This is a genomic window from Methylomonas sp. Uni0011 (genome assembly GCF_056850255.1).
In genome coordinates this window covers 31,354-45,068 of sequence record NZ_JBVVNO010000011.1, presented here as the reverse complement: position 1 = coordinate 45,068, position 13,715 = coordinate 31,354, and the positions used below count along the sequence as shown (strand labels likewise).

The 13,715-nt window shown below is 58.5% G+C and carries 13 protein-coding genes; 4 read left to right on the top strand and 9 right to left on the bottom strand.

The window, feature by feature from the left end; all coding sequences use genetic code 11:
* Window position 1 precedes the first annotated feature (1 nt).
* On the top strand, window positions 2-448 hold the full coding sequence (locus AC0IM9_RS13450; RefSeq protein WP_482804342.1) for a hypothetical protein: 447 nt from the start codon (window positions 2-4) through the stop codon (window positions 446-448).
* Window positions 449-607: 159 nt separating this feature from the next.
* Window positions 608-958 (top strand): hypothetical protein, encoded by a 351-nt coding sequence (locus tag AC0IM9_RS13445; RefSeq protein WP_445371453.1) that lies wholly within the window; start codon window positions 608-610, stop codon window positions 956-958.
* A 64-nt stretch (window positions 959-1,022) separates the two neighbouring features.
* Here the strand turns inward: AC0IM9_RS13445 and kdpC are convergent, their stop codons facing one another.
* The 9 genes from kdpC to AC0IM9_RS13400 form a co-directional block, all read right to left on the bottom strand.
* Window positions 1,023-1,613: a potassium-transporting ATPase subunit KdpC gene (gene kdpC / locus AC0IM9_RS13440; protein ID WP_482804341.1), complete on the bottom strand. Its 591-nt coding sequence runs from the start codon at window positions 1,611-1,613 to the stop codon at window positions 1,023-1,025.
* Window positions 1,614-1,622: 9 nt separating this feature from the next.
* Window positions 1,623-3,725: a potassium-transporting ATPase subunit KdpB gene (gene kdpB, locus AC0IM9_RS13435; protein ID WP_482804340.1), complete on the bottom strand. Its 2,103-nt coding sequence runs from the start codon at window positions 3,723-3,725 to the stop codon at window positions 1,623-1,625.
* Window positions 3,726-3,811: 86 nt separating this feature from the next.
* A complete protein-coding gene (kdpA, locus tag AC0IM9_RS13430; RefSeq protein ID WP_482804339.1) occupies window positions 3,812-5,620 on the bottom strand; it encodes a potassium-transporting ATPase subunit KdpA in 1,809 nt (602 codons plus the stop codon).
* A complete protein-coding gene (locus AC0IM9_RS13425) occupies window positions 5,620-5,709 on the bottom strand; it encodes a potassium-transporting ATPase subunit F (RefSeq protein WP_140911723.1) in 90 nt (29 codons plus the stop codon). Before AC0IM9_RS13425 ends, kdpA begins: the two co-directional genes overlap by 1 nt.
* 394 nt (window positions 5,710-6,103) lie before the next feature.
* Window positions 6,104-6,583: a peroxiredoxin gene (locus AC0IM9_RS13420; protein ID WP_445371449.1), complete on the bottom strand. Its 480-nt coding sequence runs from the start codon at window positions 6,581-6,583 to the stop codon at window positions 6,104-6,106.
* Window positions 6,584-6,816: 233 nt separating this feature from the next.
* A complete protein-coding gene (rpiA, locus tag AC0IM9_RS13415) occupies window positions 6,817-7,494 on the bottom strand; it encodes a ribose-5-phosphate isomerase RpiA (RefSeq protein WP_482804338.1) in 678 nt (225 codons plus the stop codon).
* A gap of 27 nt (window positions 7,495-7,521) precedes the next feature.
* The gene (gene lpxD / locus AC0IM9_RS13410) at window positions 7,522-8,550 is read right to left on the bottom strand and encodes a UDP-3-O-(3-hydroxymyristoyl)glucosamine N-acyltransferase (protein ID WP_482804337.1); all 1,029 of its coding nucleotides are present in this window, start codon (window positions 8,548-8,550) and stop codon (window positions 7,522-7,524) included.
* Window positions 8,551-8,558: 8 nt separating this feature from the next.
* Window positions 8,559-10,787 (bottom strand): fused MFS/spermidine synthase, encoded by a 2,229-nt coding sequence (locus AC0IM9_RS13405; protein ID WP_482804336.1) that lies wholly within the window; start codon window positions 10,785-10,787, stop codon window positions 8,559-8,561.
* Between the two features lie 259 nt (window positions 10,788-11,046).
* The gene (locus AC0IM9_RS13400; protein WP_482804335.1) at window positions 11,047-11,733 is read right to left on the bottom strand and encodes a hypothetical protein; all 687 of its coding nucleotides are present in this window, start codon (window positions 11,731-11,733) and stop codon (window positions 11,047-11,049) included.
* Window positions 11,734-11,961: 228 nt separating this feature from the next.
* Between AC0IM9_RS13400 and AC0IM9_RS13395 the strand changes: the two genes are divergently transcribed.
* Entirely contained in the window at window positions 11,962-12,606 is a 645-nt protein-coding gene (locus AC0IM9_RS13395; protein ID WP_445371444.1) for an FMN-binding negative transcriptional regulator, read from the top strand.
* A 244-nt stretch (window positions 12,607-12,850) separates the two neighbouring features.
* Window positions 12,851-13,705 carry a flagellin N-terminal helical domain-containing protein gene (locus AC0IM9_RS13390; protein ID WP_278210844.1) on the top strand — a complete coding sequence of 285 codons (855 nt, stop codon included), beginning with the start codon at window positions 12,851-12,853 and terminating at the stop codon, window positions 13,703-13,705.
* Window positions 13,706-13,715: the final 10 nt, after the last annotated feature.

The window sequence follows — 13,715 nt, the reverse complement described above, 5'->3', positions numbered from 1 at the left end:
CATGCAAAACAAAGCTATTTTAATCGGGTCGTTGCTATTGGCATCATCTGCGGCCTGCGCCGAAACCGGCGTTCTGGAAGGCGTGGCGAAACAGGCGGCAAAAGATACTGCGGCCGCGGTAGCGCCGGGCGCAGTGCAACGGGCGGAGCAGGCCAGCCAAGCCTTGGAGCAGGCTCAGCAAGTCAAACAAGGTGTCGAAAATGCGCCCGGTGCATTGAAAAACCAGGCCCAGGAAGCGGTGAAAGACGCGGCGCAGCAAAAGCTGGAGCAAGCGGTGCCGGCCGAAGTCAAACAGGGCGCGGAAACCGTTAAAGCCGGCAAGGAAGCCGCCGCGAATCTGAAAGGCAAAGCCGATGCCGCACCCAAATCCGCCGGCGAAGCGGTCAAAGCTGCCAAAGGCAAGGCCAAGCAAAAAGCCGCCGCCAAAGCGCTGGATTTGCTGAATTAAGTCCGGTAAACGGGCGGCGGCCGTGCCGCCGCCCGCTTCTCTCTGAGTCGATTCGATAACCGGACAGCGAATGCCGGTATTGCGCCGGTAAACCTATTCAATACCTAAAGCCGGCCAATTGGCTATGCTTAGCGCTCTTTCCGCAGAACCTGCCGCAACATGCTTAATGCCGCCCAACTCAAAGCCTTGTCCGTTTTTGCGATATTCGCAATCATCGGTTTCGGTCCGATTTCTCCCGGTTGCTTGATCGGCATGTATGTCGTGGTCAAGCGTCCAGATTGGTTCCACCGCTTGGTGCGCGGTATCTACGATTATCCCGACGATGCCGATTTTGTGAGCGCTGCCGAAACCCGCGCGGCCCGCATCAAAAGCTTTGCCGGTCTGTTCCTGCTGTTTTTAGTCGATATCCTGCCGCTGCCGGTCACCCCGGTAATCGCCTTTGCGATCATCTTGAGTCGGCCGCGCTGGTTTTACCGGACGGTCAGGCGGGTCTACGGGCAATCGGCCTGATACGGATTGATGTCCGATTGGGCAATGGCCGGCTTTCGCCGCCGGCCGCGCCGAATCGGGAAAGCTAATTCGGAGCAGGAAAACTAACGGCATCCAGCGCCAGATTCAATTGCAAGACGTTGACCCTCGGTTCGCCCAACATCCCCCATTGTCGGCCTTGGGTATTGGCTGCGACCAAGTCTCTGACTTTTGCTTCGTCGAGTTTACGCGTCTTGGCGATGCGATGGACTTGATACTCTGCCGCGGCAGAACTTATATGCGGGTCTAGACCGCTAGCGGAGGCAGTGATCAGGTCGACCGGTATCGGTAAGTTATTACCGGGATCGGCGTCCTTCAATGCCTGAATCCTGGCGGCAACGGCGTCACGCAACGCCGGATTGGTCGGCCCCAGGTTGGAGCCGCTGGAGGCGGTGGCGTTGTAAGGATAGGGTGCGGTGGCCGACGGCCGGCTCCAAAAATATTTCGGGTCGCTGAAGCTTTGCCCGATCACGTTTGAGCCGACTACTTCGCCATGGGCCGTTTGGATCAGACTGCCGTTGGCTTGCTCGGGAAACACGGTTTGGGCGACTAGGGTCACCAAGGCCGGATAGACGACGCCGGTGGCCAGGGTCAATAACAGCAGCATCACCGCTGCGGGTCTTAAATAACTGGACATTTTCGCTCCTTACACCCAATTCAGCGCAACCAAAAATAGATCGATCGCCTTGATGCCGATGAACGGCACGATCAAGCCGCCGACGCCATAGACCAGCAAGTTGTTGTGCAGCAGTTGCTCGGCGCCGACCGGACGGTATTTGATGCCTTTCAAGGCCAACGGAATCAGAGCGATGATGATCAAGGCATTGAATATCACCGCCGACAATATGGCACTGGCCGGCGTGGCCAGGCGCATCACGTTCAGCACGTTCAATACCGGATAGGTGGTCGCGAACGCGGCCGGAATGATCGCAAAATACTTGGCGACGTCGTTGGCGATGCTGAAGGTGGTCAACGCGCCGCGGGTCATCAGCATTTGTTTGCCGGTTTCGACGATTTCGATCAGCTTGGTCGGATTGGAATCCAGATCGACCATGTTGCCGGCTTCCTTGGCGGCCTGGGTGCCGCTGTTCATCGCCACCGCCACGTCGGCTTGCGCCAGGGCCGGGGCGTCGTTGGTGCCGTCGCCGGTCATCGCCACTAGGCGGCCGTCGGCTTGGTGTTGGCGGATCAGGGCCAACTTGGCCTCGGGAGTGGCTTCGGCCAGAAAATCGTCGACGCCGGCTTCGGCGGCAATCGCCGCTGCTGTCAGTCGGTTGTCGCCGGTAATCATGATGGTCTTGATGCCCATTTGCCGTAGTTCGATGAAGCGCTCCTTGATGCCGCCCTTGACGATATCTTTCAGCTCGATCACACCCAGAGCCTTGTCGCCTTCCGCGACCACCAGCGGCGTACTGCCGCGCCGAGCCACGTCGTCGACCAGGGTTTTTAATTCGGCCGGCCATTTGCCGCCTTGGGCTTCGATGTGCTGGCGGATGGAGTCGGCCGCGCCCTTGCGGATATGCCGACCCTCACCCCCGCCCCCTCTCCCAGGGGGAGAGGGGAGATTAACTCCGCTCATCCGGGTTTGGGCGCTGAAATGGACGAAGGTGGCGCCCAGGGAGTGGATATCGCGTTCGCGCAAACCGTACTTTTGCTTGGCCAGTATCACCACGCTCCGGCCTTCCGGGGTTTCGTCGGCCAGCGAGGCCAGTTGCGCGGCGTCGGCCAAAACGGCTTCCTTGACGCCCTTGACCGGAAAAAATCCGGAAGCTTGGCGGTTGCCCAGTGTGATGGTGCCGGTTTTATCCAGCAGCAGCACATCGACGTCGCCGGCCGCTTCCACCGCGCGGCCGGAGGTGGCGATGACGTTTTTCTGCATCATCCGGCCGATGCCGGCCACGCCGATGGCCGACAGCAGGCCGCCGATGGTGGTTGGGATCAGGCAGACCAGCAAGGCCACCAACACCGTGACGCTGATCGGGCGGCCGCTGCCGGCGGTTTCGACGCTGTAAATGGAGAACGGCAGCAAGGTGACCACGGCCATCAAAAACACCAGCGTCAACGCCACCAACAAGATGGTCAGGGCGATTTCGTTCGGGGTTTTCTGGCGCTTGGCGCCTTCCACCATGCCGATCATCCGATCCAGAAAGCTTTCGCCGGGGTTGGTGGAGATCCGCACCACCAACCAGTCGGACAGTACCCGGGTGCCGCCGGTCACCGAGCTGAAGTCGCCGCCGGACTCGCGGATCACCGGCGCCGATTCGCCGGTGATGGCGCTTTCGTCGACCGAGGCCACACCTTCGATGACGTCGCCGTCGCCCGGTACGAAATCGCCGGCTTCGATCAGCACCACATCGCCCCTGCGCAAGCTGGAGCCGGCGACTTTGCTGTAGTTGCTGCCGTATTTCGCTTCATCCAGCTTTTTGGCGTCAATGTCGCGCTTGGCGCTGCGCAGAAAGGCGGCTTGGGCTTTGCTGCGGCCTTCGGCGACCGCTTCGGCGAAATTGGCGAACAGCACGGTAAACCATAGCCATAGCGTAATCGCCAGACTGAAGCCGGCCGGTTCCTCGCCGTCGCCGTTCCAGGCTTGCAGCCACAACACGGTCGTCAGTAAGCTGCCGAGGTAGACCACGAACATCACCGGATTTTGCCATTGCCGGCGTGGCGTCAGTTTGGCAAAAGCACCGATAATCGCTTGTTGCAGGATTTGCGAGTCCATCAAGGACGTTGAAACGGGTTTGCTGGTCATAGTGTTACCTCTATCAATGCTCTGTAGGCCGGAATAAAGCGGTTCGAGCGGTAGCGAAAACCGGTGTTTCCGGCGCATGGCTGAATTTAATGGTGACCGAGCATTTGCAACTGCTCGACGATAGGGCCCAAAGCCAGTGCCGGCACGAAAGTCAGCGCGCCGACCATCAGCACGGTGACGATCAGCAATACCGCAAACAAAGGTGTATGCGTCGGCAACGTGCCGGGACCGACCGGTATCGTCTTTTTGGCCGCCAAAGAACCGGCAATCGCCAGCACCGGAATCATTAGCCAATAGCGGGAGAACAACATCGCCAGACCAAGCCAGAGGTTGTAAAACGGCACGTTGGCCGACAAGCCGCCAAAGGCGCTGCCGTTGTTGTTGGCGGCCGACGACCAGGCGTAGAGCACTTCACTGAAGCCGTGGGCGCCGGGATTGAAGATCGAGGCCTTGCCGGCGTCCAGCATCAGACTTAGTGCCGTGCCGCCCAGCACCATCAAGGGCGGGATCAAGATGACGATGGCGGCCATTTTCATCTCGAAGGCTTCGATCTTTTTGCCCAGGTACTCCGGGGTGCGGCCTATCATCAGGCCGGCGATGAACACGGCGACGATGGCAAACACGATCATGCCGTATAGGCCAGAGCCGACGCCGCCGAAAATCACCTCGCCGAGTTGCATCAGCCACATCGGCGCCAAACCGCCCAGCGGCGTGTAGGAATCGTGCATCGAGTTGACCGAGCCGTTGGACGCGGCGGTGGTCGCTATCGCCCACAATCCGGAATTGACGATGCCGAAGCGGGTTTCCTTGCCTTCCATATTGCCGCCAGCTTGTTGCGCGCCGATACTTTGATCGATACCCAACGCCGTCAGGGCCGGATTGCCGCGTTGTTCGGCCGGCACCGTGACAAAGATCAACGCGACGAACACCAAGGTCATCGCCGCCAGAATCGCCCAGCCCTGGCGGGTGTCGCCGACCATGACGCCGAAGCTGTAACACAGCGCCGCCGGGAGCAACAGAATCGCCAGCATTTCCAGGAAATTGGACAGCGGTGTCGGGTTTTCATACGGATGGGCGGAGTTGACGTTGAAGAAGCCGCCGCCGTTGGTGCCCAGTTGCTTGATGGCGATTTGCGAAGCGGCCGGGCCTAAGGCCAGGGTTTGTTGTCGAGTCTGCAGGGTGTCGCTGGCCGGCTTGCCTTCGGCATCGACCATGGCTGTGCCATCCGCATCCAGCTTCGGCGCCGAGTAGCTGACGGCTTGCAGCGTATTCAGGGTCTGATACGGGTTGAAGGTTTGCACCACGCCCTGGCCGACCAGGACCAGGGCCAACACGAACGACAACGGCAGCAGGATATACAAGGTACTGCGGGTCATATCGACCCAGAAATTGCCGATACCCTGGGCATTGCGGCGGGCGAAGCCGCGAATCAAAGCGACCAATACCGCCATGCCGCTGGCCGCCGACAGGAAGTTTTGTACGCTCAACCCCAACATTTGCGTCAGGTAGCTCATCGTGCTTTCCCCGCCGTAGCCTTGCCAGTTGGTATTGGTGGCAAAGCTGACCGCGGTATTGAAGGCCGAATCCGGCGTCACCGCCGGCAAGGCTTGCGGATTCAACGGCAGCACGTCTTGAAAGCGTTGCAACAAATAGACGGCCAGCAAGCCGAACAGATTGAAGGCCAGCACCGCCCAGGCATATTGCTGCCAGCGCATGTCTTGGTTGGGATCGACCCCGCTCAGACGGTAACACAGCCGCTCGACCCCGGCGAACCAGCGGTTCAATCCCACCGACTCGTCTTGGTAAACCCGCGCCATATAACTACCCAGCGGTTTGACCAACGCTATCAGCGCGATCAGATAAATAGCGATTTGCAGAAAACCTTGTCCACTCATCAGAATTTCTCCGGGTAAAACAGCGCGACCAGCAGATAGACGAACACGGCCAAGGCAAGCCCGCCGCTCAATAGATAAATCCAGCTCATGCTTGCCTCCTCAGCGCATGGCAGCCGGCCACTAACGAGACGGCGGCGGCAAAGAAGGCCGCTACTACCAGTAAATACAGGATGTCCATCGTTACCTCCACGAATTAAGCCGGCTTTGCAGCCATTGGCGATAGGGTAAAGACCGACCGGTAAAATTGCCGTAAAAAAGGCGTTAACCGAGGTAAAGAAAATGTAAGAATTTTGCATTTGGCCGCGGCAGCGGAATCCGAGAGGTGGATGTTACGCGGCTTGGCGATTCGAACGCTATATGCGAGGCTGCAGAGGCCGGTGGGTGATCAGCGGGGGCAGGCTATCGGCCGGGCGGCGGCCGATAGCTTTAAAATATTAAAACGGGAACCGGGCTCCGGCGCATGCCGCAACCCGGGGCGCCGGGTCAAGCCGCCGCCAAACCTTTGACGATGTCCAGCACCGCTTGGGCGTGGCCTTCGTGGTTGACGCCGTACATGGCTTCCACGAGTTTGCCGTCTTTATCGATAATGAAGGTGGAGCGAACGATTTTCCATTTTTTGACGCCGTCTTTTTCCACTTCCTGCCAAGTGCCGTAACTGTCGCACAAGGTGCCGTCGGTGTCGGCCAGTAGTTGTACGTTCAGGCCGTATTTGGCAATGAAGGCGCGGTGGCTTTCGCAATCATCTTTGCTGACGCCGATCACCACGGTATCCAGCGCCGCGAATTCGTCGGCCAGGCCGGTAAAGTCGTTGGCTTCTATGGTGCAGCCCGGCGTGTCGTCTTTCGGATAGAAATACAGCACGATGTTCTTTTCGCCCTGATAGTCGGCCAGATAAACCGGTTTATTGTGTTGGTTGACGGCGCGGAAGAAGGGCGCTTCCTGGTTTTTTTCTAATTGTGACATGCGATTCTCCTCTCGATTTCGGCCTGTAGGAACCGGAGCCAAGTCCGGGTGGCGCTGCGTTGGCGGGCGCCGGGTTTTCAAGACCAACGGTCGTTGAAATTGGGAGCGGTTTTTGGTTGAAACCGCAATTGGCCGATTATGAACCAAGTTTTCAGGCCCTATCTACCCCAAAAGCAGTGGGGCAAAGTCGGCTCCGGCTAAGGGCTCTGGTAAGGGAGAAATTCGCCGCTCGGTTAAGCCCACTGCTCGTCGATTTTACCGTCGTGCCCGCAAAACACCGCGCGGGTCAGGCCGCTGAAAATGCCGTGTTCGACGATGCCGGGAATGGCGTTCAGACGGTCGTTTAAGCTTTTACCGTCCAGATTGGGTTCGAAGGCCACGTCTAGTACCAGACTACCGTGCGATGTCACCACCAGGCCATCCTGGTTCGGGGTCTGCCGTAAATTGCCGTGGCCGCCGATCGCAGCGACGCTGCGTTGCACCAAACGCCAGGCGAACGGGTTGACTTCGATCGGAATCGGGAAGTTTTCCCCGATCCGTTTTACCCGTTTGCTGGCGTCGATCAACACCAAAAACGAGTCGGCGGCTTTGGCCAGCAATTTTTCCCGCACCAGATCGTAGCCGCGGCCTTTCAGCAGTGTCAGGTCCGGCGCGACTTCATCGGCGCCGTCGACGTATAAATCCAGCCCATCGATATGTTCCATGCCCAGTAATGACAGACCTAGCTGTTTGGCCTTATTGGCGCTGACCACCGAGCTGGACACGACTTTGACTTTCAAGCCTTCTTCGTTCTGTCGGCGCGCCAGTTCTTCGATGAAAAAATTGGCGGTGGAGCCGGTGCCGAGGCCGACGATCATGCCGTTTTGCACTTGCTGAGCCGCGTAGTGGGCGACGCGTTGTTTATCGTTCATGGTCGTCTGCTCCTGTGTTGGTTGGCTTTATTCTTCCAGTTTGGCGATTCGGGCTTCCAGCGCCTTGAATTTCTGCAACAGTTCCGGCAGTTTGGCCAGCGCCGCCAATTCCCGCCACGCCACTTTACGATCCTTGGCCGGGCTGCCGAACACTTGTGCGCCCGGATCGACATCGGCCGAGATGCCGCTGCGCGCCATGACCACGGCACGGGAGCCGATCTTGACGTGGTCGGCGACGCCGGTGCTGCCGGCCAAAATCGCGCCGTCCTCGATGGTGCAGGAACCGGAGATGCCAGACTGGCCGCAGATGATGACGTTGCGGCCGACGATATTGTTGTGGCCCAGTTGCACCAGATTGTCGATCTTGCTGCCGGCGCCGATTTTGGTCGCGCCCAGCGCGCCGCGGTCGATACAGGTGTTGGCGCCGATTTCGACGTTGTCGGCAATTTCGACGTGGCCGACGTGCGGCACTTTGACGTGCTGGTTGTCGCGGAATTTGTAACCGAAGCCGTCGGCACCGATGACCGCGCCGGCATGGATGATGACGTTGTTGCCGATCACGCTGCGGTCGTAAATCACCGCATTCGGATGAATGTGGCAGTGTTTGCCGATCGAGACGTGGTTGCCGATGCGGGCGCCGGCTTCGATGGTGCTGCTGTCGCCGATGCTGCTGTGCTGGCCGATCGTGGCGAAAGGGCCGACGTGGACGTCGTAGCCCAGCGTCGAGGTGTCGGCCAGTACCGCATGTTCGGACACCTGGCGTTTCAGCGCCGGTTCCGGGTGCAGTGCCTTCACCGCATTCAAGAAGCTGATTTCCGGGTCCTTGCACACCAACAGGGCCAGATTTTCCGGGATATCGCTGTCGATCAAGGCTTCGCTGATAAAGCAGGCCGAGGCTTGGGTGTCTTTCAAATATTTTTTGTATTTGCCGTCGCTCAGTACCGTCACCTGATGGGCGTGGGCAGACATGATGTCGGCGGCGGAGTTGATGAAGACCGACGCGTCGCCGCCGTGTACGGTGGCGTCGCAGTGTTGGGCCAGATCCTTAATCAGCATGTCGTTTCCTATTTCCAGATTCCAATAATATGGGTGAAGTCGTCGGTCCAGGGTTGCAGACCGAAGGTCAACGGTAATTTTTGCCAGTGGCCGAGCCGGCTTTGCTGCAAGCGTTGCAGGCGTGCCGGATTCTTGGCGATCACCACCCAGTCGGTGGCGACCACCAGAGGGACATCGGTTTCCGGTTTAAATTCCTGCAGCAAGGCCGCCAGATGCAACTGGTTGACGTGGTCGGCCATGACTTTTTTCAAAGCCAGGTGGCGGTTGGTGATGTGAAACGCCAGCAGGCCGTCGTCTTTCAGCTTGGCGAAGTATAGCTGCAAGGCCTCGCGGGTCAGCAGATGGGTCGGCACCGCATCCGAGCTGAAGGCGTCCATCACCAGCAAGTCGAAACTGCGGTCGGCGGCTTTGGCCAGCGACAGGCGGGCGTCGCCGACCACCATTTCGGCTTGCGGGTTGCAGCGGCTCAGGTAGCTGAACCATTTCGGATTTTGCGCCACCTCGACCACCAGCGGGTCGATTTCGTAAAACGTCCATTGCTGGCCGGGCTTGAAGTAGCAGGCCAGCGCACCGGCGCCCAAGCCGACCGCGCCGATATGCCAATGCTGGTTTTCGGCGTCGAACTCGGCGAACACTTGGCCGATCGGGCCGGGTTTGCTGTAGTAGGTCAACGGTGTCGTCAGGTTGCCGGGGGTCAGGCGTTGTGCGCCGTGTTTAGTGGTGCCGTGGTACAGCTCGTGCACGGTTTCCGGCTTCTGGTTTTCGTCCGGGATCACGGTGTCGCGCACCGACATTACGCCGAAAAAGCTGCGTTCCTGGTACAGGGTGTTGGAGGCCATGCTGTGCAGGCCCAGCGTAAACAGCAGCAAGACGCCGGTCAGCGAGCCCAGCGCGATCGGGCTATGGCGCAGTGCGTAACTGACGCCGGCCAGCAGGATCAGGGCGCCGCCGATCAGATCCAGATAATCGAACAATTCGCGGCTGCTGAAATAAACGATCAGGCCGACCGCCAGCACCACGGCCGGGAAAATCGGCTGCAGAAACCATTTGCCGTCGAAAAAGCCGGGCCGCAACAACAGTGCCGCGACGATCATGATCGGGTATTCGTAGACCGAGTTGAACACGAACGGGGCGACGAAGGTATTGAACAGTCCGCCCAACATGCCGGCGAACGACATGACCAGATAAAAACGGGTCAGATATTGCGGATGCGGCCGGCTTTTCGCCAATTCGCCGTGGCAAACCATTACCGCCAGGAAAAACGCGATCAGGTGCAGAATCAGGTCCAGCCAATAAGGCAGCGTGGCCGGATTGATGAAGGAATAGGCGATGAATACCGTCAATACCGCCGGTTGCGCGGCCAGCATCCACGGCCGGAGCCGGTCGGCCCAGGTGCCGAACACCAGAATGAAGGTCAGCAGGTACAAGGTCAGCGGCACGATCCACAACAACGGTACTGCGGCGATGTCGGTACTGATGAACTGAGTCAAGCCGAGCAATAAACTGGACGGCACGAAAGCCAAGGCCAGCCAATGCAGTTGTTGCAGCGTCGTGGGCGGTTCAATGCCGGCGTCGGTCAAGACCTCGTCGTCGGCCTTATCGGCCTGATTCCGCCAAAAACTGATGCCGCAAACCAGAATCAGCAGGCACAAGCCGACGTAAGCACCACTCCAGGCCAGCCGTTGCGTCGTCAGGCCCAAATTGGGTTCGATCAAAAACGGGTAGCTTAATAGCGCCAACAGGCTGCCGGCGTTGCTGGCGGCGTATAAATAGTAGGGATCGCCGCTGCTGTGATGGCCGCTGTGCGAAAACCATTTTTGCAGCAACGGCGCCGTGGTCGACACCACGAAGAAGGGCAGGCCGATGGCTAGAAACAAAGTCCAAACCAGCCATAGCGTCGGATTGCCGGCGGTGGGCGGCGTCGCGTCTGCCGGCAACGCTACCGGTAACGCGATCGCGCTGAAAATCAGCAGCGCGGTATGGATTTGTAATTGGCGCTGGCTGCCGAAACGCGAACTGAGCCAATCGGCATACAGATAGCCGAGGAACAGCAGGGTCTGGTAAAACACCATGCAGGTGTTCCACACCGCCGGCGTACCGCCCAGCAAGGGCAGCAGGATTTTGCCGAACATCGGCTGCAGCACGAACATTAACGTGGCGCTGGCGAACAGGGTTGCGGCGAACGGAATGACGGGAGAAATCGAAGATTGGCGGGCAGTTTGTGCGGTGCTGTTCATTGTTATTCTGATTGTGGTCGAACGAGTCGCGGCCCATCATAAAGCATTTGGCGGCGCTTGTGGCCGCTCAGGCGATACGAGTGACCAGCCTTTGCCGCCGGGGGAAGCGGAAGGGCGGAAGTTTTGTTCGCTCGGTGACGCATTGTTCGCAGGGGCGATATCGGCCGCGTCAAGGTTTTGGCGACTTCCATCGCGACCGGCTTAGTCTTGCCTTGCCCGAGCCCGGCTGCTGGTCGCCAGCCTTCAATAGCCAACTCGGTTAGCGGGAGCGGATCGGCGGATGGCGGTTGCCGAGTTCGTCCAAATCGTCCAGGCTCATAATCGGCGAATACATCAGGTCTTTGATGTCGGTAGAGCGGGGCCAACCCAAATCCATTTCGCCGATTGCGCGCTTGGTCATTTTCAGAAAGCGGGTTTCCACTGCCGGACTGGTCGCGGTATCTCCCGGTTGGTGCATGCGTGCGGCAGAAACGACCGAGCAGCGGCAATCGCGGTCGTGGAAGGAAAATTGAAAACGAAAATTGCGGTCGCGAGCATTGATGTCGCGGTTGGTCAGGAATACGAAATGGGTGTGCTTGCCGCCTTCCGGCAAGCGTCGCATCACCGTACCGGCTTGTTCGAAGATGTCTTGCGCGGCGAATTGTTGCGTGCCGGGAAAGGCGTGCAAGCGCAAGCTACCCAACGGCAGCGTGGCCTTGACCCGAATGCCGAACTCCTTAGTCAACGTTTTCGCCATTTGTGCGGCGTAATCGGCGGAGAAATCGTCTAGCGGTAGTAGATAGACATCGACCGGACCGGTTTTCTCTGCCGGTTGGGTCTTGGTCTGAGGGGGCGCGGGTTTAAAGTCGGGAATCGGCGCCAGGGTTTCGGCGGGCGCCGGCGTTTCGATCGCCGCGCAGCCGGTCAGGATGACCGCGATTGCGGTTAAGAGTGTTGGACATTTCATTGATTAGATCCTAAACGTGAAACAGACTTGGCCGGCGGCAGCTGGTTAGCTGCGCCGCGTTAGTGGTCGAGTGAACTAGCTGACGGTTGGGCTGGAATGCCGACCGTCGCCGGAATTCTAACGATTCGCCGCCCATGTGCCAATCTTGACTAACGTGTTAAAGTCAGCTGCTATCCCCCGGCGCTGCTGGCGGAATAACTTCAAAACCGGTTATTGGTAGTTTTCAACATGTATAGCCCCGTTCAGTTTCAAGAGCACGACCCACAGCTTCTCCAGGCATTGATGCGGGACTACCCGTTGGCATGCCTGATTACACCGACTTCAACGGGAACGGAAATCAATCACCTGCCGTTGCTTTGGCGCGATGACGGCTCTGAGCAAGGCGTGTTGCATGGTCATGTCGCCCGCAACAATCCGGTTTGGCGTGAATACGACCGACGCCAGCCGGCGTCGGCGGTGTTCCAAGGCCCCAGCGCTTACATTTCGCCAACCTGGTACGTCGGCACGCGCGAGCATGGCAAAGTTGTGCCGACCTGGAATTACGCCGTCGTGCATGCTCATGGCCGGCTGCGGGTTGTAGAAGATGCCGCTTGGTTGTATCGACACTTGGCGGAGATGACCGACGTGCAGGAGACCGGTCTGGCCTCGCCGTGGGCTTTGGCCGATGCGCCGGCCGAATTTACTGGCAATTTGCTGAACCAGATTATCGGTATCGAAATTGCCGTCGAGCGCTTGGAGGGGAAGTGGAAAGTCAGTCAAAACCAGCCCATCGCCAATCGGCTCGGGGTAATCGCAGGATTGCAATCCTGCAGCCAGCCGCAAGCAGCAGCAATGGCGGATCTGGTGCGGCGCCGTTTGCCCAACGGCGATTGATGGTGGCGTTGCGACGGTGTTTAGGCAAATGATTGCCGGCTGCGCGGCGTCAAGAATCTGACTGGAAATCCGTGCCGGGGCGGCAATAAATTGCGCCTTTGCCAGACTTCGGCGGATGAAATATTTTTTGTTTTTATATAAGTTTTTGTTTTTTTTATATAAAAGTTATATGGCATGGAAAGTGAATGATCCGGGTAGGCGGCAATAATGCCAAACTCATTAGAGATTTATCGGGAGAACGATCATGCCATCACCAATGGTCATCAATACGAATATCGCTTCATTGAACAGCCAGAAATATCTGAGCCGGACTAACGAAAGTCTGCAAACGTCTATGGAGCGCTTGTCTTCAGGCATGCGGGTCAACAGCGCGAAAGACGACGCGGCCGGTTTGGCGATTGCCGACCGGATGACTTCGCAGATCCGCGGTATGACGGTTGCCATGCGCAACGCCAACGACGGTATTTCCATGGCGCAAACGGCCGAGGCCGGCATGGGAACCCTGACCGAAACCTTGCAACGGATGCGCGATCTGGCGATTCAGGCGGCGAACCGGGCGGCGGTCAGCAATGGCGACCGGCAAAAACTGCAAACCGAGTTTGCCCAGTTGGGCGACGAGTTGCAGCGGATTATCACCAACACCGAGTTCAACGGTAAGAAAATCCTGAACGGCTCGTTGCAAGGCGCGAACTTCCAAATCGGTGCCAACACCGCCTCGGATAACCAGATTTCGGTGACGGTATCCAATCTGTTGAGTATGTCCGGCATCAACGAGCTGTTCGGCACTAACCGCTCGATCGGTAGCGCTGCGACTTCCACGTTCGTGCGGTCCGCGATCGATGCGATCGATACCGCGATCGAGAAGATCGATATCTTCCGTTCCAACCTCGGTGCGATTCAAAACCGTTTCACGACCACGATTGCTAATCTACAATCGTCTATCGAGAACCAAAGTGCGGCGCGGTCCAGAATCATGGATGCCGACTTCGCTTCGGAAACTTCGAATCTGACCCGCAGCCAGATCCTGCAACAAGCCGGCACGGCGATGTTGGCGCAGGCGAATCAGGTCTCGCAAGGGGTCTTGAAACTATTGCAATAAACCGGGCTAC